This window comes from Thalassospira marina, assembly GCF_002844375.1.
In the GTDB taxonomy this organism is placed as follows: Bacteria; Pseudomonadota; Alphaproteobacteria; order Rhodospirillales; family Thalassospiraceae; genus Thalassospira; species Thalassospira marina.
On sequence record NZ_CP024199.1, the window covers coordinates 2,147,045 to 2,165,464 of the forward strand.

Annotated in this window: 16 protein-coding genes; 10 read left to right on the plus strand and 6 right to left on the minus strand. The window is 53.0% G+C overall.

Annotation, left to right across the window (positions count from 1 at the left end; translation table 11 throughout):
• The first annotated feature begins 101 nt into the window (after positions 1 to 101).
• The 3 genes from CSC3H3_RS09825 (at position 102) to hemB (ending at position 3,170) form a co-directional block, all read left to right on the plus strand.
• The gene (locus CSC3H3_RS09825) at positions 102 to 863 is read left to right on the plus strand and encodes a DeoR/GlpR family DNA-binding transcription regulator (protein ID WP_101284716.1); all 762 of its coding nucleotides are present in this window, start codon (positions 102 to 104) and stop codon (positions 861 to 863) included.
• Entirely contained in the window at positions 860 to 2,095 is a 1,236-nt protein-coding gene (locus tag CSC3H3_RS09830) for an MFS transporter (RefSeq protein WP_101284717.1), read from the plus strand. The genes CSC3H3_RS09825 and CSC3H3_RS09830 overlap by 4 nt, the downstream gene beginning before the upstream one ends.
• Before the next feature lie 70 nt (positions 2,096 to 2,165).
• The gene (hemB, locus tag CSC3H3_RS09835; protein WP_101284718.1) at positions 2,166 to 3,170 is read left to right on the plus strand and encodes a porphobilinogen synthase; all 1,005 of its coding nucleotides are present in this window, start codon (positions 2,166 to 2,168) and stop codon (positions 3,168 to 3,170) included.
• 71 nt (positions 3,171 to 3,241) lie between these two features.
• Here the strand turns inward: hemB and CSC3H3_RS09840 are convergent, their stop codons facing one another.
• Positions 3,242 to 4,183, minus strand: a complete 942-nt coding sequence (locus CSC3H3_RS09840) for an HAD-IIA family hydrolase (protein WP_101284719.1) — start codon at positions 4,181 to 4,183, stop codon at positions 3,242 to 3,244.
• 572 nt (positions 4,184 to 4,755) lie between these two features.
• Between CSC3H3_RS09840 and CSC3H3_RS24405 the strand changes: the two genes are divergently transcribed.
• On the plus strand, positions 4,756 to 4,914 hold the full coding sequence (locus CSC3H3_RS24405) for a DUF1127 domain-containing protein (RefSeq protein ID WP_101269718.1): 159 nt from the start codon (positions 4,756 to 4,758) through the stop codon (positions 4,912 to 4,914).
• Between the two features lie 104 nt (positions 4,915 to 5,018).
• Here CSC3H3_RS24405 and CSC3H3_RS09850 read toward each other — a convergent pair whose 3' ends face one another.
• Both CSC3H3_RS09850 and CSC3H3_RS09855 read right to left on the minus strand, forming a co-directional pair.
• Positions 5,019 to 6,536 (minus strand): malonate--CoA ligase, encoded by a 1,518-nt coding sequence (locus CSC3H3_RS09850; protein WP_245881360.1) that lies wholly within the window; start codon positions 6,534 to 6,536, stop codon positions 5,019 to 5,021.
• Positions 6,537 to 6,689: 153 nt separating this feature from the next.
• A complete protein-coding gene (locus CSC3H3_RS09855) occupies positions 6,690 to 7,856 on the minus strand; it encodes a type III PLP-dependent enzyme (protein ID WP_101269714.1) in 1,167 nt (388 codons plus the stop codon).
• 246 nt (positions 7,857 to 8,102) lie between these two features.
• Between CSC3H3_RS09855 and CSC3H3_RS09860 the strand changes: the two genes are divergently transcribed.
• Both CSC3H3_RS09860 and CSC3H3_RS09865 read left to right on the plus strand, forming a co-directional pair.
• Entirely contained in the window at positions 8,103 to 9,590 is a 1,488-nt protein-coding gene (locus tag CSC3H3_RS09860; protein WP_101284722.1) for an aldehyde dehydrogenase family protein, read from the plus strand.
• Between the two features lie 357 nt (positions 9,591 to 9,947).
• A complete protein-coding gene (locus tag CSC3H3_RS09865) occupies positions 9,948 to 11,168 on the plus strand; it encodes a threonine ammonia-lyase (protein WP_101284723.1) in 1,221 nt (406 codons plus the stop codon).
• Positions 11,169 to 11,254: 86 nt separating this feature from the next.
• Here the strand turns inward: CSC3H3_RS09865 and CSC3H3_RS09870 are convergent, their stop codons facing one another.
• Positions 11,255 to 11,740 (minus strand): flavin reductase family protein, encoded by a 486-nt coding sequence (locus CSC3H3_RS09870; protein WP_101269915.1) that lies wholly within the window; start codon positions 11,738 to 11,740, stop codon positions 11,255 to 11,257.
• A 249-nt stretch (positions 11,741 to 11,989) separates the two neighbouring features.
• On the opposite strand from CSC3H3_RS09870, the gene motA reads away from it, so the two are divergent.
• The 4 genes from motA (at position 11,990) to CSC3H3_RS09890 (ending at position 16,267) form a co-directional block, all read left to right on the plus strand.
• On the plus strand, positions 11,990 to 12,844 hold the full coding sequence (gene motA, locus CSC3H3_RS09875; RefSeq protein WP_101269708.1) for a flagellar motor stator protein MotA: 855 nt from the start codon (positions 11,990 to 11,992) through the stop codon (positions 12,842 to 12,844).
• A gap of 67 nt (positions 12,845 to 12,911) precedes the next feature.
• On the plus strand, positions 12,912 to 13,928 hold the full coding sequence (locus CSC3H3_RS09880) for a flagellar motor protein MotB (RefSeq protein WP_101284724.1): 1,017 nt from the start codon (positions 12,912 to 12,914) through the stop codon (positions 13,926 to 13,928).
• A gap of 239 nt (positions 13,929 to 14,167) precedes the next feature.
• The gene (locus tag CSC3H3_RS09885; RefSeq protein WP_101284725.1) at positions 14,168 to 14,908 is read left to right on the plus strand and encodes an arginyltransferase; all 741 of its coding nucleotides are present in this window, start codon (positions 14,168 to 14,170) and stop codon (positions 14,906 to 14,908) included.
• Between the two features lie 264 nt (positions 14,909 to 15,172).
• A complete protein-coding gene (locus CSC3H3_RS09890) occupies positions 15,173 to 16,267 on the plus strand; it encodes a TRAP transporter substrate-binding protein (RefSeq protein WP_101269702.1) in 1,095 nt (364 codons plus the stop codon).
• 170 nt (positions 16,268 to 16,437) lie between these two features.
• Here the strand turns inward: CSC3H3_RS09890 and CSC3H3_RS09895 are convergent, their stop codons facing one another.
• Together CSC3H3_RS09895 and CSC3H3_RS09900 are read right to left on the minus strand one after the other, a co-directional pair.
• Positions 16,438 to 17,814, minus strand: a complete 1,377-nt coding sequence (locus CSC3H3_RS09895; RefSeq protein WP_101269700.1) for a TRAP transporter large permease — start codon at positions 17,812 to 17,814, stop codon at positions 16,438 to 16,440.
• A complete protein-coding gene (locus CSC3H3_RS09900; RefSeq protein ID WP_101269699.1) occupies positions 17,814 to 18,359 on the minus strand; it encodes a TRAP transporter small permease subunit in 546 nt (181 codons plus the stop codon). The genes CSC3H3_RS09895 and CSC3H3_RS09900 overlap by 1 nt, the downstream gene beginning before the upstream one ends.
• Between the last annotated feature and the right edge of the window lie 61 nt (positions 18,360 to 18,420).

Below are 18,420 nucleotides of genomic sequence, written 5' to 3' on the forward strand. Positions count from 1 at the left end.
CCGGTCACGCCATAGCGTGGCCGGTTTTTGTTTGACCGGGATCAGACCCGCCCCTACAACAAAACAGGCAATAAACGCAAAACGAGCAAAACAGGCAAATCATGTCCAGCGTCGACAACCGGCATCGCGAGATTTCGTCCCTTCTTAAACGTTATGGCACCGTTCATATCCACGACCTGGCAGACAGGCTGCACACATCCCTTGATACCGTCCGCCGTGATCTGCGCCAGATGGAACAGCAAGGTGATTTACGCCGCATTCATGGCGGTGCGATTTTGCCCGCACTGGGCGAAGGCAGCTATCAGGAACGTAGCCAGGAAATTCGCCCGGAACGCACGACAATTGCCCGGTATGTTGCCCAAAACCTTATTCCCGACGATGCCATCGTTTTTTTTGATAGCGGTATTACCGTGCTTGAAGTCGTTCGCAACCTGAAACCATCCTTTCACGGGACCGCAATTGTCGTAAACCCGGCCGCCGCCGTTATCCTGGCCGAACACCCCAATGCCGATATCATCATGATTGGCGGCAAAATCCTGAAAAAGGACATGGTGGTTTCCGGGGCTGGCACGATGGATGAAATACGCCATTACCAGGCAGATATCTGCATTCTTGGAACCTGTGCCATCCATCCCGACCTTGGGGTCAGCACCCAGCATATCGAAGAACGCACCGGCAAAGCCGCGATGATTGCACAGTCATCAGAAGTGATTGCAATCGCCACAGCAGACAAGCTTGAAACCAGAATGCCATTTAAGGTGTGCGATGCAAATGCCGTCGACACCCTGGTAACAGGGCGCAAGCTTTCTGAAAGCTATTTGTCAAATTACCGCGACCAAGGCATTGAAGTTGTTCTGATATGAAAGATTCAAACACAGGTTTGACCGAGGCCGAAAAACAGCGCGCCCATCACCGGTCGCGGGGCATATTTTTTATTCATGGTGCCGGTTTTGCAAGCTGGGTACCGCATATTCCGCTGGTTCAGGAACAGCTATCTCTCAGTCATGAACGGCTTGGCATTGCCCTTCTGGCCGCAGCGATTGGTGTAGTTGCCGCCATGCCATTTGCCGGGCGTCTGTCTGACCGGTTCGGGTCACATATCATTGTGCGGGTTGCCGGGCTGTTTTTTTTCCCGGTCCTGACATTGCCCATCTTCATGCCCAGCTTCGCCTCGCTAAGCGTGTCGCTATTTTTTATGGGGTTTTGTGCAGCCCTGATGGACATCGCCATGAATGCAAATGGTGTCAGCCTGGAACGCGCAAGGGGCAAAAGCATCCTTTCCGGATTGCATGGTTTCTGGAGCCTGGGCGGCTTCACCGGGGCTGGTTTTGCAACGTTATGGTTTGCCCTGCCTCTGTCTAACAGCATTCATCTGCCGTTAAGTGCCGCAATCCTGCTGATCGCACACTGGATTTTGCAGGCCGGATTGCTTCATGATGGCCCGGCAACAGGCAACAGCACAGCAGCCAGCGACACCCAGGAAACATCAACGCAGCAAGGCAGCGCGCAAATTGATGCGGATAAACCCATTTTCTGGTTGCTGTTACCCTTTGGTCTTTGCGTCTTTATTGGCCAGTTTGGTGAAGGCGTGATTACCGACTGGGTCACCGTCCTTATGATCAGGACACTCGATAGCACAGCAAGCATCGCTGCTGCCGGTTTTGCCCTATACTCCGCCGCAATGGCAGCCACACGCCTTAGCGGCGATTGGCTGGTAAACCGGTTTGGCCGTGCACCGATTTTGCTGACAAGTTGTGTATTGGCGACATCGGGGTATCTGATCATTGCGCTATCGCCCCATTTCATCCTGTCCTGGGTTGGATGTTTTATCGCGGGGATGGGACTGGCGGTTATTTTACCCTTGCTGATTTCGGCCGCAGCCAGCAGCAGCGGTAAAAGCAGTGGCACTGTTGTGGCGACAATCGCGGCAACCGGCTACACCGCCTTAATGGCGGGCCCACCCTTTATCGGTGCAATTGCCGAACGCTATGGCCTGGTAAATGCCTTTTTATTAAGTGCGGCATTCCTGAGCCTGATCATTCCGGTATATCTGACCAGCATGCGACAAAGACTAAAAACTGTCCGCAATAGTTGAACAATCCTTCAATCTGCCGCATAAAACTGTTTCCACGCCACCACCTCCACCCGCGCGAAAGAGTTAGATCATGGCCCATCCTGTCAGTTACGGCACCTTTCCTCGCACACGTCTGCGCCGCCCCCGCATGACCGACTGGTCACGCCGCATGGTTGCCGAAACCCGCCTGAGCGTTGACGACCTTATCCTGCCTGTTTTTGTCATTGCAGGCCGTAACGAACGGGTCACGATTCCGTCAATGCCGGGTGTTGAACGCCAAAGTATCGATGTGCTGGTTGAAACAGCCCGCCGGGCAGAAAAGCTGGGCATCCCAGCCCTTGCCCTGTTTCCCTATATCGACCCGGCATTAAAAACCCCGGACGCGCGCGAAGCCTACAACCCGAACAATGTTGTCTGCGAAGCCACCAAAGCCATCAAAGATGCCTGCCCCAATCTTGGCATCATTTCCGATGTTGCCCTGGACCCGTTTAATTCCAACGGGCAGGACGGTGTTGTTGTTGATGGTGAAATCCTCAATGATGAAACGACCGAAGCCCTGGTGCGCCAGGCGCAGGTTCAGGCGCAGGCAGGCTGCGACATTGTTGCCCCGTCCGACATGATGGATGGCCGCATTGCCGCCATTCGCGATATGCTGGAAACCGAAAACTTCAAAAAAGTGCAGATCATGGCCTATGCCGCCAAATACGCATCTGCCTTTTATGGCCCGTTCCGCGACGCCATCGGATCTGCCAGCGCCCTTGGCAAGGCTGACAAAAAAACCTATCAGCTTAACCCTGCCAACAGTGACGAGGCCATTCGCGAAGTTGCCTATGATCTGGAAGAAGGTGCTGATTCCGTCATCGTCAAGCCGGGCCTGCCCTATCTCGATATCGTGCGCCGCGTGCGCGACAATTTCGGCGTTCCGGTATTTGCCTATCAGGTATCAGGCGAATACGCGATGCTGCGCGCCGCCGCCGACAATGGCTGGCTGGACTACGCGGCTTGCGCAGTAGAAACGCTGGCATGCTTCAAACGTGCTGGCGCATCAGGCATCCTGACCTATAGCGCAATTGACGTAGCCGAATATCTTGGTTGATTGGCTAAAACAGGCAAACGCATAACAAAAAGGGGTGCAGCATTGGCACCCCTTTTTCAATTTAATTCCGGTTATTCCAGCCCAGCACCAATCGCCGGGGCAATGAAATGCGGCCGAAGACCTGAAAGGTCATAAAGCCCGGCAAGGTCATCATAACCGTCAAGGAACCCGCCGCGTGTAACCAGTAATGTTTTGATGCCAACCGCAAGCCCCCCAAGTACATCGGTGTGCAAGGTATCGCCCACCATCAAAATCCGCGACGGATCAACATTGGGGTGGCGCTGCAGGATATCCTCAAACACTTCGCGATAGGGTTTGCCAACACATTCGGGCACCAAACCGCAGGCATCAGCGGCCAAATGGGCAAAATAACCCGATTCAACCGATAGGAAATGCCCCATCGGCGCACAGATATCAGGGTTACCCACCAAAATCGGTCGGGGATTTTTCGCTAAGCTGGTTTCCAGTCGCTGCTGGCGCAAGTCATTCCAGTCATCGGAATCGATCAACACAAAGCCACCAACGGCATCATAATCGGCATCGTCATCCCCCAACAGCCGTGCGTCACCTGGCAAACGATCAATCGGCCAATGCGATGGCGCCATGATCCCCCAACTGGTCACATCGGGATGGCGTTCCATCATCGGGACAATATATTTTGCGCTGCTGACAAGGGATTCCACGGTAAAATCAAAACCACGCTTGCGGTGGCGTTCGATGATGGCTTCGGGCGCATTCGAGGCATCGTTGGTAACAACCGCCAGGTCAATACCACGTTGACGCAGGGCGGAAACAGCCTGCAACGCCCCGGGTATCGCATCCGCCCCGGAATTCAGAACACCAAAGGCATCAAAGATAATGACGTCAAACTGATCTGCGATTGCCAAAATATTTGCCACTTCCTGCGTTTGAGCCGGCAAATGACCGTCAGCAAGCTTTGGCATTCTATTGGCATATTTCAGATAGGCCGCAATGGCACTGTCTCGGTCAAGCGCAGGTCTCGAACCCGTCATTATATTTTGCCTTTCGCAATTTCGGTTCCGGTCAAACCATTAACCCGACATACGAGTCTTTGGACGATTCCCGGTTTTAATGGCCATCCATAGGGTGATGTGACCGTTTGGGGCATCATCAGTGCCTGTAAAAAGACATAAAATCAATACAGCGAAACATTTTAAAACCGACCGCAATTTCGCCTCTGGGTGGGAAATGCCAATACACTAAAAAATTGGGTAATTTTATTAGCCATGCGCATGACGCATGTCGCCAAAAGCGGCACTTCTGGAAAATCAATGGTTATTTTGGTGAAATTTTGGGCATTTGCTTAATTTCTGCGCTTTATCCGGCCCTGATCTGCAAAAAACGCAATGGTGAAAAAAAGCGCTCAGGCTTATCTTCCAGTTCAACAGATAACGGCAATCACTACCGACACGAAAATCGAATATCGAAATCCTGTCGCCCTGGTTGCAAAGAGCAGACCGACACGTCGAACCATTCAGTATGCCACTGGGCATCAAACGGGTCACTTGCCGGTTCCCTGAATGTAGTTTCCGACGCTGTCGGACGGTTTGATATAGGTGATAAAATGATCCTGACCAAAATTTTCGCTTACCTGCGTGCCCTGCGTATCCAGTACCAGACCCAGAATGCCCTTGCCAAACTTGACCAGCGCGAACTGGCTGACATTGGCCTGAACCGCGACCAGATCGAAGACGTTGCACATCGCGTTGCCTTTGGTCACTAAGACTTGGCAAACTTTCCGGTCTGCCCAAACAAAAAAAGCCCCGTGCGTTGAACCCGCCGGGGCTTTTTTGCTATGCGCTTTATGCAGGTTTCACCACCTGCGCGTTATGAAGAAAACAGCGTGCGATATTCATCGCGCAGAATGTTTTTCTGCACCTTCCCCATGGTGTTGCGCGGCAGTTCAGCCACAAAAATTGCTTTCTTTGGCACTTTAAAATTCGCCACCAATAATTTGATATGACTGATAATATCGGACTCAGTTATTGCAGCAACCCCATCGGACACGATAATGGCAATTACTGCCTCGCCAAAATCGGGGTGCGGCACACCGATCACTGCACTTTCAAGAACACCATCCATCTTGTCGATCTCGGTTTCGATTTCTTTGGGATAGATATTAAATCCACCCGAAATCACCAAATCCTTCGCCCGACCAACAATATGGACATATCCCCGATCATCGATCAGAGCGATATCCCCGGTGATGAAAAAGCCATCATCACGAAATTCTTCGCGGGTCTTTTCAGGCATCTTCCAGTAACCGGCAAACACATTGGGTCCACGGGCTTCAAGCACACCGACCTCGCCAGATGCCAGCACCTTGCCCTCACCATCACAAACACGCACCTCAACATCGGGCAGCGCTGGACCGACGGTGTGAATTACCCGTTCGCCGTGCAGTGGGTTTGACGTTGCCATACCCATTTCTGTCATGCCATAGCGCTCTAGCAGATAGTGGCCTGTACGCTGATGGAAAGCCGAAAATGTTTCAGGCAACAATGGTGCTGATCCTGAAATGAACAGGCGCATATTGGCAACAAGGCCAGCGTTGAAATCGTCACCGGCCAGCAAGCGAACATAAAATGTCGGAACGCCCATCATCACCGTTGAACGCGGCAACGCATCAATAACCTGGTCGCGGTCAAATTTCTGCAGGAAAATCATGCCTGCACCAGACATCATCACGCAATGGCAGGCAATGAACAGGCCATGGGTATGAAAAATCGGCAAGGCATGCAGCAAGGTGTCACCTGGGCCAAAGCCCCATAAATTGACCAGCGTTTGCCCGTTTGACCACAAATTCATCTGGGTCATCATAGCACCCTTGGGCTTGCCTGTGGTACCAGATGTGTACAGGATGGCGGCCAAATCATCATCGGCGCAGGCTACGGGCATAAATTCCGTTCTCTGCCCGCTTGCGGCCACCGTCATGCTTCCCTGGCCATCGGCATCAAGCGTGAAAATGGTGCAACCGGCCTTTTCACCTGCAATCGCATCCATATCCGCCTTGCGATCAGGCTGGCAAACGATCACCGCGGGTGATGCATCCGCGACAAAATAGGACAGTTCCTGGGATTGGTAGGCAGTATTAAGCGGTAAATAAACCAGCCCGGCGCGAATGCAGCCCAAATACAGGAACAGCGCAGCCGCGGATTTATCAACCTGCACGGCCACCCGGTCCCCTTTTTGGGCACCTGCCTTTTGCAATGCATGGGCATAACGCGCCGACCATTCATCAGCATCACGATAGGTCAGCCTGCTGCCATCGGGTGTTTCGATCAGGGTTTTACCAAGATCGCCCGGAAAACAGGCACGAATACGCATGAAAAGGCTGGTGGTCACGTTATTTCCCCCTGATTGATCCATTCACGGACCGCACACAGGGCACGATCCGTTTGGATGAAACCTAATACAGGGAAATCAAATTTGCAATTCGGTACGGCTTTACCGGGATGGCATTTTTACCCCGCCACCCGGTAAACCATTTTGCCTTGATCAGCCGACCTGGGGAAACTCGCCGTCAATAAACGGAAAAGCTTCACCTACCGTAACCAGAAGTTCCGGGAAAAACCCGTTAAAGTGGGTTGCAAGGGCGTTGGAATAGGCACCGATATGACCAAACTCAATCCAGTCGCCTTCACGGATATCAGCCGGAAGGTTCACGGTTGCCGGCAATACATCCATATTATCGCAGGTCGGGCCGTAAATGGTGAATTCCAGCGTTTCTTCCGGATCAAAATCACCGCCAATGCGCATCGGACGCACTGGGAAGCGCAAATTACCGGTTACGGCTTCGGACAGGCTGCCATAAATACCGTCATTGATGAAAAGCTGGTCTTCCTTGCGCAGCTGAATTTGCGTAACCAGCGACACACCACTTGAAACCAGCGCACGGCCCGGTTCACACATGAAGGTAATGTCGGGCATGCCCAGCCAGCGAATACAATCCTTGATTTCATCCATGAAAACATCAAGACCCGGCGCACGCTGGTTCATATATTGCCCAGGGAAACCGCCACCAACGTCGATGGAATGAATTTTGACGCCGGAAAAATCAATAACCTGGCGGATCAGCTCGATTGCAATGCGATAACCGTTCGGGCTGGTGCATTGCGAACCGACATGGAAGCAAAGCCCTGCTTTATAACCATAGCTGTCGACTTTTTTCAAAAGCTCGGCCGCAGTCATAGGACGGGCGCCAAATTTGGCAGACAGATTATAGGCTGCCCCTGCAGGCGGCGTTGCCAAGCGAACATGGATCACCAGATCCGGGTCTTCATCGGTTTCGGCGCGAATCTTGTGAAGTTCGTCTTCGGTATCGATTACGAAATGGCGAATACCAAACACGCGGTGCGCACTGCGGATCGCATCACGGCTTTTGACCGGATGCATGAAATAGGCATCCATACCGGGGAACTGGCGGCGCACCAGCGCGATTTCTTCGGGTGATGCAGTATCAAAATGGCGCACGCCGCCTTCATGCAGGTAACGCATAATTTCGGGATGAGGGTTACATTTCACGGCATACAGAACCTTGCCGGGAAACATTTCAACAAAACGGCTGGCAGCATCGCGCAATATGTCGGGGCGCAAACAATAAACCGGATAAGACGGTTTGAGTTCCTTGACGACGTCATAGGTCGTATCAAAATGGCGTGGCATCGCAGGCTCCGAACATTCCAGAAAGTGATTTAAAGCTAAACGCCCGCTGCATGAGGCGGTTCCGGCAATTTTACCGGCGCGGCCCACCCTAACAAGCATGCGACGAAATGTCATGGATCATCACAAGCAAAGGGCTTGCAATCGTCTGGCCCGCATGCTTAATTTGGTAAAACCATACCAAATAACCATTTAACCCGCCGCGCCGCAACGGCCCGATAAAAGACGGGTAAAAACAGGGAGGCTTCCGTGCCTGTTGAACTGGAACTGGACCCATTCGTCCTGGCGAAATCACTGTCTGGCGTACACCTGATTGACGGCGAATTTGTCGCGCCGATCAATGGTAAAACATTTGATGTTTTAAACCCGGCAACCGGTAAATCCATTGGCCAGGCGGCCGAGGGCGACAAGGCTGACGTTGACCGCGCCGTAAAGATCGCCAAAGAAGCTCAAAAATCCTGGTCAGAGCGCCCGGCCCGTGAACGCGGCAAACTTGTTGCTGAATGCGGCCGCATCCTGAACCAGCATGTCGATGAGCTCGGCAAACTGATTGCCCTTGAATCCGGCAAAGCGCTGCGGACCGAAAGCCGCGTCGAGGCATCGGTGCTGGCGGATATGTTTGTGTTTTTTGGTGGCCTCGCATCCGAGTTGAAAGGCGAAACCGTTCCGTTCAACCCGAATATGATGACAATGACCACCCGCGAGCCCGTGGGCGTTGTCGGCGCGATTATTCCCTGGAACGTGCCGCTTTTGCTAATGGCGATCAAGGTTGCACCGGCACTGGTTGCAGGTAACAGCGTTGTGGTGAAATCGGCCGAAGACACGCCCTTTACCGTGCTGCGTGTTTGCCAGATCATGCAGCAGATTTTACCGAAGGGTGTTTTGAACATTCTTTCCGGCTTTGGCCCTGGCTGCGGTGGCCCACTGGTGGAACACAAGGATGTCAAAAAAGTTTCGTTCACCGGGTCAGTAGAAACGGGACGTACCGTTTACCGTGCTGCGGCAGAAAAGCTGATCCCTGTGACGCTGGAACTTGGTGGCAAATCGCCGATGATCGTGATGGACGATGCCGACCTTGAAAAGGCCGTTGCGGGTGCCATTGGCGGCATGCGTTTCACCCGTCAGGGGCAAAGCTGCACTGCATCGTCGCGCATTCTGGTACACGAAACACTGCATGACGAATTTGTCAGCCGCCTGAAAGAGCGCGTAAATGCCCTTAAGATGGGCAACCCGCTTGATGAAAGCACCGATATCGGCACCATCATCAACGCCAAGCAACGCGCGAAGGTGTGCAACTATATTGAAATCGGCAGCGAGGAAGGTGCAACAAAGCACGAATTAAGCGCCCTGCCCGATGACCCGGAACTGGCGGACGGCCAATATGTGCGCCCGGTGATTTTCACCGATGTTAAGCCCGATGCCCGCATTGCCCGCGAAGAAATTTTCGGCCCGGTCGCCTGTGTGTTCAAATTCAAGACATTTGAAGAAGCCCTTGAACTTGCAAACGATAGTGACTTTGGCCTGGCGGCAACTGTCTGGACCACAAACCTGAAAACAGCGCTGGTAGCCACCAAGCGGCTGGAGGCCGGTTTTGTGCAGGTCAACCAGAACCTGGTTGTGCAGCCCAACCTTTCCTATGGTGGCGTCAAACTTTCGGGGCTGGGACGTGAAGCATCGCTTGAAAGCATGCTGGAACACTTCACCCATAAGAAAACCATCATATTGAACATGGAATAAGGGAAAAACCGCCAGTTATTTTCCCACCGGGTTGCATTGCGAAATATGCAACCCGGATTTTTTCCATGTTCCCTTGACCTCGTCTGTCCGATCCGTAAAAGTGCGTTTATTCGCGCTTAAAGTTCTGAAAGTATCTGGCACATGTCTGACGGCACCGACACCAAACTGTCGCCCTGTTCCCTCACCTGTTTTACAGGCGTGGCTGACATGATGCCGATTATTTGCTCCATTTCCATTCGGCGAATGTGAACCCTGTCATCTGCGGATGACAGGTCTGGTGTATCCAAAATTCAAATCCCTACATTCACATTTGCAGTTGCTGCCGTGATTACAGGCAGAACGTAAAGGAGTCTGGAAATGGCTGTTTCCTATCATGATATCGTCCGTGCTTCGCGCCTGCTTGAAGGCATCGTCAATAAAACACCGCTGGTGCGATCCCAGACGCTGTCCAAAATCTGCCAGGCCGATGTCTATCTGAAGCTGGAAAACCTGCAATATACCGCGTCTTTCAAGGAACGTGGCGCCTATGTCAAATTGGCCAGCCTCACCCCGGAAGAACGCGCCTGCGGTGTTATTGCCGTATCGGCTGGCAACCATGCCCAGGGCGTGGCCTATAATGCCAAACGCCTTGGCATCCCCGCCACCATCGTCATGCCGGAAAACACTCCTTATACCAAGGTTCGTCATACCCGCTCACATGGTGCGGAAGTGGTCCTTAAAGGGGCTGTTCTGGCCGAATCCATGCAGGCCGCACAGGAAATCCAGCAGGAACGCGGGCTGACATTTGTTCACCCGTTTGATGACGAACATATCATCGCCGGTCAGGGTACTGTCGGTTTGGAAATTTTAAACGAAGGTGCCGATTTCGACACCATCATTGTGCCGGTTGGCGGTGGTGGCCTGGCCTCGGGCATTGCAACAGCCGTTAAATCGCGCAGACCTGACATTGATGTTATTGGTGTAGAAACAAAGCTTTACCCATCCATGTATGAAGGCATACATGAAAAAGAATTTACCGGTGGTGGCGTTACCATTGCCGAGGGCATCGCGGTAAAGCAGCCGGGCGGCAAGACCCTGGAAATTTGCAAAGAACTGCTGAACGACGTTGTGCTGGTCGAAGAATCGGCCATCGAACGCGCAATCCAGATGCTGATCGAGATCGAAAAGACCGTTGTTGAAGGTGCCGGTGCAGCACCACTGGCTGCCCTGCTTGATCACCCGGAACGGTTTGCTGGCAAAAAGGTATGTCTGATCATTAGTGGCGGCAATATCGATAGCCGCCTGCTGGCACAGGTTTTAATGCGCGGCATGGCGCGCGAAGGCCGCCTGGTTCGTATCCGTATTGAAATTCCCGACGTACCGGGTGCATTGGCACGCATCAGCACCCTGATCGGCAATGCCGAAGCCAATATTATCGAGGTCTATCACCAGCGCTATTTCTATGACATTCCGGCAAAGCAGACCGATGTCGATATGGTGCTGGAGGTGCGCGACACCGCACATGCCCAACAGGTTACCGAATATCTTAAAGAAAACGGATATGGCGGCCGGCTGCTGGGTAATACCTCGCTCGACTAACCCTGAAACATCAAAAGGGGACGCAGCGTTGACCCGATGGGGAATGCCGCGTCCCTTTTATAATTCAGCTTTGCAAAGTGATATGATCAGGCCCGCGCCAATTGTGCATAGGCTCCGCCGTAATACAGCAGCGGGTCGCCCGTTTCACCCATTTCAACGGCATTGACCTGCCCGACAATAATGCTGTGATCGCCGCCATCGTGCACGGCATGGCGCACACACGAAAAAGTTGAGATGTTCCCTGTCAAAACCGGCATACCATGACCATTATCTGTAAAGCGGGTATCTTCCCAGCGATCAGCAATTGGGGCGGCAAAGCGTTCGGCCAGTTCTTTTTGGGAATTCCGCAAGACATTAATGCAAAAATGCTGCACATCGCCCGTAAAAACGTCGTGGGTCGCAGCACTGCGTGCAACGGAAAACAGCACCAATGGCGGCTCCAGCGACACGGAAGAAAACGAATTGATGGTAATCCCGACCTTCTTTCCGTCCGTATCACGACTGGTAACAATAGCAACACCAGTCGCGAACTGGCCAAGACAATCCCGGAAATGACGTGACGAGAAGGACATGTTCAAATTACAGCTTTCATTGTTCAGGGCGTGCGGCAAAATCCGTTTGAAGCCACAGGAAAATGGCGGCAAATTCAAAACCTGTCAAATACTGACATAAAACGTTTTGCAAACAGTATGTTATTAACAAAACGAACTAATTGTATCATAGCTGGTGAGACTTTTGTAAAAAGGCACCACGTGACAATTGGATGACTAGTCCAGCCAGATGGATAAGATAGCTAGGTTTGCCGGCACAAGGGGTATTAGATGTTTCTGATCATTGGTTATGTGATTGTGATCGGTGCGGTCCTGGGGGGCTATTTGCCACATGGCAAATTCAGCGTCCTTATTCAGCCCTTTGAAATTCTGATCATCTTTGGTGCCGCTTTCGGCACATTCCTGATCGCCAACCCGATGAGTGTGCTAAAGCGCAGCATTTCCTTTACGGTTCGCGCGCTTAAGGGCTCCAAAAAGAAACCGGCCTATCTGGAACTGCTGGTCTGTCTGTATGCGGTTTTTCGTTTGGCGAAATCCAAGGGCGACCTTGCCCTTGAAAGCCACGTTGAAAACCCTGAAAGCTCGGCCCTGTTTAACAATTTCCCCGGTGTTACGGCAGACCACCATGCGCTGGAATTCCTGTGTGACTATCTTCGCCTGCTGACCCTGGGCACCACCAATGCTTATGAGCTTGAAGCCGTCATTGACCAGGAACTCGAAGCCCATCACGAAGAAGACAACGTTGTGCCAGATGCCATCCAAGCAGTGGGTGATGCCCTGCCCGGCCTTGGTATCGTCGCGGCTGTTCTTGGCGTTATCAACACCATGGGCTCGGTGACCGAACCGCCGGAAATTCTGGGTGAAATGATTGGCGCAGCGCTGGTCGGTACGTTTTTGGGTATTCTGGCATCCTATGGCTTTGTCGGCCCGACCTCGGCGATTATCAAAAAAACGCTGGAACAGGATGCGAAATTCTATGTCTGTATGAAAGCCGCCCTGATCGGCCATATGCAGGGATATGCCCCGCAGGTTTCTGTCGAATTTGCCCGTAAAATTTTGCCGCCGGAAGTGCGCCCAAGCTTCAAGGAGCTTGACGATGCCATCCAGAACGCACCCACCGTTTAACGTCTAGTGAACTTTGCGTCCGTTAAAGTGACAGGCAAGAATTTGCGCCAGGATATGACAGTCTGAAATGCCGGATATCGTAATAAAAAAAGTCAAAAAAGGCGGACATGGCGGCCATCACGGCGGCTCGTGGAAAGTCGCCTATGCGGACTTTGTGACGGCAATGATGGCCTTCTTCCTGTTGCTTTGGCTGCTTAGCAGCGCGACAGACGAACAGCTTCACGGCATTTCAAACTATTTCGCACCGGAATCGATCTCGCGCAGTGAATCGGGCGCTGGCGGCTTGCTGGCTGGAACCAAACTTGCCGATTCTGGCGCCATGCGTTCAGAAAATGGCGCGCCGGTAATTCAGATGGATATCCCGCCGACGCCTGATGCCACCACCGTAGAAACCGAAGCCAAAGGCGAAACCGCCGAGGAAAAGGCCGAAAAAGCAGCACAGGCGGCGGAAAAGAAAGAATTTGATAAAGCAGCAAAAGACCTGAAAGAAGCGATGGATAAATCGCCAGAGCTTCAGGAACTTTCAAAGAACCTTCTGGTCGAACAGACAGACGAAGGCCTGCGTATCCAGATCATCGATAAAGACGGCACATCGATGTTCCCGAGTGGCAGTGCAACCCTTCGCGACCATACAAGGCTGTTGCTTAAACAGGTGGCTGAAGCCATCAAGGATATGCCGCAGGATATTGCAATTGAAGGTCATACCGACGCAGTCCCCTATTCGCATTCCGATGGGACTTACACCAACTGGGAACTTTCAGCAGACCGTGCATTGGCAACCCGGCGCGAATTGCAGCTTGATGGCCTGCCCACAGACCGGTTTGGCAAAGTTTCAGGTGTTGCCGATACCGTGCCCTTCATCAAGGATAACCCCAAGGATGAACGCAATCGCCGCATCAGCATAACCCTGCTGCGGGGGACGGGCACACCGCCAGCCAAGCCGGAAGATGAAAAGACGGGTGATGAACCACCGGCATCCGGCCTGTTTGCCCCGCGCGACCGTGATGGTAACCAGGAACGCCCGGCAATTGATCCCGATGCGCCGATTGAACGCCCGACCTTCTCGGTACCTTCACGCAACTAGGGTCTGTGGTGGATCGGCTTTCCTGATTGCATCAAAGCCCGGAAACCTTTTCAGGCACTGTTCAGCATTGGCATTTAAGATGATTGACGAATGCCGAGGGATAGGACGTTTAGGAACGCCCGACATGATTTTCTCGCATTCGCTGCCATAGATTAAACATCTGTGACTTTAAAGTTTGCGTACAGATACCTACACTAGTTAAATAAGATAAATCATCCAGGCACGGACACCTACGCAGCATGACGGTCAACCAGCGTCGCCAGACACAGCATTATTTCATTACCGCGCCCATGCCCTGCCCCTATTTGCCGGGCCGGTTTGAGCGCAAGCTGGTGACTGAACTGCGCGGCCCCGAATCCAACAACATCCATAATCTGTTATCACGCGCAGGCTTTCGCCGTAGCCATTCCATTGCCTATCTGCCGGCCTGCGGCGATTGCGATGCCTGCATTCCCGTTCGGGTCTGCACCAAGGATTTTCAGGATAACCGGTCCTTCCGCCGCAATCGCGCAACCAATGCCGACTTGACCCGCCAAATTTTTGCAGCGTCAGCCACGCAGGAACAGTTTCGCCTGTTTTCGGAATATCAGGCAGCGCGCCACGGCGATGGCGATATGGCCCGCATGGATACCCGCGATTACCGGGCCATGATGGAAGACACCACCGTTGAAACGTCCATTTTTGAATATCGCACACCTGATAACCGGCTGATTGCTGTTGCGCTGGTTGATGCACTTTCTGACGGGCTTTCTGCCGTTTACAGCTTTTTTGACCCGCGCGAAGACCGCAGAAGCCTTGGCACCTATATTATCCTCGACCTTGTGGCCGAAGCCGCACGAATGAACCTGCCGTTTGTCTATCTGGGATACTGGGTGCGTGATTGCCGGAAAATGTCCTATAAGACGCGGTTCAAGCCGCTTGAAGCCTTTCGCAACGGCCAATGGGCCCGGCACGAAGCCGAAACCGGCAGCACCGATTAATCATCCTAACACCGCTACCCGGGCTTGCCGTTTCGTTTGCAATCACCCGCTGAAATCCCCCGCCTGCCCCTGTCATCTGTGGTTAAAACCGGCTCGAACTGTGCGCTATGTCTCATTTGCCGGGAAAAATAGACAAAAGTTTAACCCAGAGTGCTGATCGGCAGTTGCCTCCTATCCTCAACGACTATAATCTTTACAGACGAAGCCGTGACAACGCTTTGTAGAAAAAGAAATTATCGATTGTTTGCTGGGAGGCTACAAACAATGAAACGTCGTCAATTCCTGAGCGGCGCCGCGCTTGCTGGTGCCACTGCTGCCGTCGCGTCGGCATTCCCGAAACCTGCACTTGCCCAGAATGTCCGTGAATGGCGCATGGTTACAACCTGGCCGAAAAACTTTCCCGGCCTTGGCACCGGTGCAAACCTTCTGGCTGATTACATCAACAAGGCATCCGATGGCCGGATGAAAGTCACCGTTTACGGTGCGGGCGAAATCGTTCCGGCGTTTGAAGCCATCGATGCAGTAGGCAACGGCACCGTCGAAATGGGCCATGGCGCGCCCTATTACTGGAAAGGTAAAGTTGCCGCGACCCAGTATCTGGCAGCAATGCCGTTCGGCCTGACCGCACAGGAACAGAATTCCTGGTTCCAGTATGGCGGTGGTCAGGAACTGGCCGACAAAATCTATGCAAAGCTGAACTGCAAATTCTTCCCGTCGGGCAATACCGGCACGCAGATGGGTGGTTGGTTCAACAAGGAAATGAACACCATTGACGACTTCAAAGGTCTGAAAATGCGTATTCCGGGCCTTGGCGGCGAAGTAATCCAGGCTGCGGGTGGTAACGTTGTCAACCTGCCGGGCGGCGAAATTCCGCCAGCACTGCAGTCCGGCGCCATCGACGCGACCGAATGGGTCGGCCCATATAACGACCTGGCGTTTGGTCTCTATAAATCGGCCAAATATTACTACTATCCGGGTTGGCATGAGCCGGCAACCACCCTTGAAAACTTCATCAACCTTGATGCATGGAACGACCTGCCCGATGACCTTAAAGCCATCGTCGAACAGGCAAACCGTGCAACCAACCAGATGGTTTTGTCGGAATTTGTGGCCCGTAACAACCAGGCCCTGAAGACCCTGCAGGAAAAGCACAATGTTGATGTGCGTCCGTTCTCGGATGAAATTCTGACCAATCTGGGTGAACTGGCCGGTAAGGTTCTGCGCGATCTGGTTGCTGCCGATCCGCTGTCACAGGAAGTGTTCGACAGCCTTGTTGCCTTCCGTGAACAGGCCGTTTCCTGGGCGAAATATTCGGAAAGCGCCTTCATGCAGGCACGTGTCCTTCCGTTCAAATACTGATCGAAAAATCAGTTATCCAACGGATCTGCTTTTAAGGGTCGGCACCATGTGCCGGCCCTTTTTGTATTTGCAATCCGCTTTTCCTTTCGGGCCACGCCCCTGCTCTCGCCCATAGAAAAAGGGCCGGAAAACCGGCCCTTGATCGCTAAGATGGAATAGTCAGGTGCAGATCAGTTCAACAGTACCGAAGGCAGCCAGGTTGCCAGCTCCGGGAACATCGCCAGCAGAACCAGGGCAAGGACCTGGATTAGCACAAACGGCACGATACCACGGTAAATATCCCAGGTTTTAACCGAGGGCGGCGCAACGCCGCGCAGGTAAAACAGGGCAAAACCAAAAGGCGGTGTTAAGAAGCTGGTCTGCAGGTTGATCGCGATCATGATACCCAGCCAAACCGGGCTGATATCCATTTTCAACAGGATCGGGCCAACGATCGGCACCACCACAAACACGATTTCGATGAAGTCGAGGAAGAAACCCATCACAAACATCAGGGTCATCACGACAAGCATCGCACCAAACAGGCCACCGGGCATGTTGTGCAGCAGCTCTTCAACCAGATGATCGCCGCCAAGGCCACGGAACACCAGCGAGAAGATCGATGCACCAAGCAGAATAATAAACACCATCGAGCTGATTTGCACCGTCTGGCCCATGACATGGCGAAGAACAGCCATATCGAGCCGGCGATAGCAAGCAGCAAGGATCATGGCGCCAACACTACCAAAGGCAGCGGATTCGGTCGGCGTTGCGATACCCGTAAGGATTGAACCAAGCACAGCCACAATCAGCAATGCCGGCGGCACCAGGGCACGCATAACTTCACCAAACAGGCCTTCAGGGCGTTTGTCTTCAACAAGGGCTGGTGCCGATTTCGGATCGATAAAGGACTGGATAATCACCCAACCGATATACATCGCCACCAGCAGCATGCCGGGAATGAACGCACCAACAAACAGGTCGATAACCGAAACAGGTTCCGGCGCCCAGTTACCCAGCGAACGCTGAGCTTCGGCATAGGCACCCTGCAAAATATCGCCCAGCAGAACCAGCACGATTGACGGCGGAATAATCTGCCCCAGCGTGCCCGATGCACAAATGACGCCGGTAGACAGACGCGGGCTGTAACCGGCCTTCTGCATGGCAGGAAGGCTGAGCAGGCCCATAGTTACAACCGTTGCACCGACGATGCCGGTAGATGCTGCAAGCAACATGCCCACGATCACGACCGAAATACCCAGACCGGCACGACGCTTGCCAAACAGCAGGCCCATGGTCAGCAACAGCTTTTCAGCAATACGGGCACGTTCAAGCATCACGCCCATAAAAACGAAAAGCGGAATGGCCACGTAAAGTTCGTTGCTCATCACGCCGAAATAGCGCGAAGGCAAGGACCCCAGAAGCGGCATATCGAACACGCCCATGGCATGACCGATAAGGGCAAAGGCCAGACCGGTCCCACCAAGCGAGAACGCCACCGGAAAACCGAAAAGCAGAACCACGCAGGCCACTGCAAACATTAAAAGGCTTAATACTTCCCCCGACATCAGACGCCCTCGTGCTCTTCTTCGTTGATTTCAAATTCACGATGGCCTGTCAGCACCAGAATACTGCGTGCCGCCAGCGAAAGCCCCTGCAGTGCCATAAGGACGCAGAAAACCAGAATGACCGACTTGAAAAGGAACAATCCAGGAAGACCGCCCGTCTCCTGTGATCCTTCAAGGCGTTTCCAGCTCGTCATCACGTAGGGATAGCTGTAAATGAAAACCAGCGTCAGGACCGGCAAAAGCAGGAAGATCGTGCCAAGCAGATCGACCCATGCTTTGTAGCGTGCCGATGCCGGACGATAGAAAACGTCAACACGGACATGCCCACCATGAAGCAGCGTGTACCCTGCCCCGATCATGAAGATGATGCCGTAAAGCCACATATAGCTTTCCTGCATCGAAACCCAGCCAACCGAAAACCCGTAGCGCAAAGTTGCGACGAGAAAGGTGATTACCACCAACGGAATGGTCAGCCACGCCACGCCACGACCGATCGCGTCATTAAGACTGTCAATCAGCCGCACAAAACGTGCCAAAAATTGCATTTTTCCTCCCACACCCGGAATCTCTTATCGCTGGTTTCCGTCTCTCCCGGTCACCGGCGGA

Bases quoted from the DNA above. Each gene is read 5' to 3' on its own strand.
- CSC3H3_RS09825 (WP_101284716.1), top strand. From the start codon at position 102: ATGTCCAGCGTCGACAACCGGCATCGCGAGATTTCGTCCCTTCTTAAA.
- CSC3H3_RS09830 (WP_101284717.1), top strand. From the start codon at position 860: ATGAAAGATTCAAACACAGGTTTGACCGAGGCCGAAAAACAGCGCGCC.
- hemB (WP_101284718.1), top strand. From the start codon at position 2,166: ATGGCCCATCCTGTCAGTTACGGCACCTTTCCTCGCACACGTCTGCGC.
- CSC3H3_RS09840 (WP_101284719.1), bottom strand. From the start codon at position 4,183: ATGACGGGTTCGAGACCTGCGCTTGACCGAGACAGTGCCATTGCGGCC.
- CSC3H3_RS24405 (WP_101269718.1), top strand. From the start codon at position 4,756: ATGATCCTGACCAAAATTTTCGCTTACCTGCGTGCCCTGCGTATCCAG.
- CSC3H3_RS09855 (WP_101269714.1), bottom strand. From the start codon at position 7,856: ATGCCACGCCATTTTGATACGACCTATGACGTCGTCAAGGAACTCAAA.
- CSC3H3_RS09865 (WP_101284723.1), top strand. From the start codon at position 9,948: ATGGCTGTTTCCTATCATGATATCGTCCGTGCTTCGCGCCTGCTTGAA.
- CSC3H3_RS09870 (WP_101269915.1), bottom strand. From the start codon at position 11,740: ATGTCCTTCTCGTCACGTCATTTCCGGGATTGTCTTGGCCAGTTCGCG.
- motA (WP_101269708.1), top strand. From the start codon at position 11,990: ATGTTTCTGATCATTGGTTATGTGATTGTGATCGGTGCGGTCCTGGGG.
- CSC3H3_RS09880 (WP_101284724.1), top strand. From the start codon at position 12,912: ATGCCGGATATCGTAATAAAAAAAGTCAAAAAAGGCGGACATGGCGGC.
- CSC3H3_RS09885 (WP_101284725.1), top strand. From the start codon at position 14,168: ATGACGGTCAACCAGCGTCGCCAGACACAGCATTATTTCATTACCGCG.
- CSC3H3_RS09890 (WP_101269702.1), top strand. From the start codon at position 15,173: ATGAAACGTCGTCAATTCCTGAGCGGCGCCGCGCTTGCTGGTGCCACT.
- CSC3H3_RS09895 (WP_101269700.1), bottom strand. From the start codon at position 17,814: ATGTCGGGGGAAGTATTAAGCCTTTTAATGTTTGCAGTGGCCTGCGTG.
- CSC3H3_RS09900 (WP_101269699.1), bottom strand. From the start codon at position 18,359: ATGCAATTTTTGGCACGTTTTGTGCGGCTGATTGACAGTCTTAATGAC.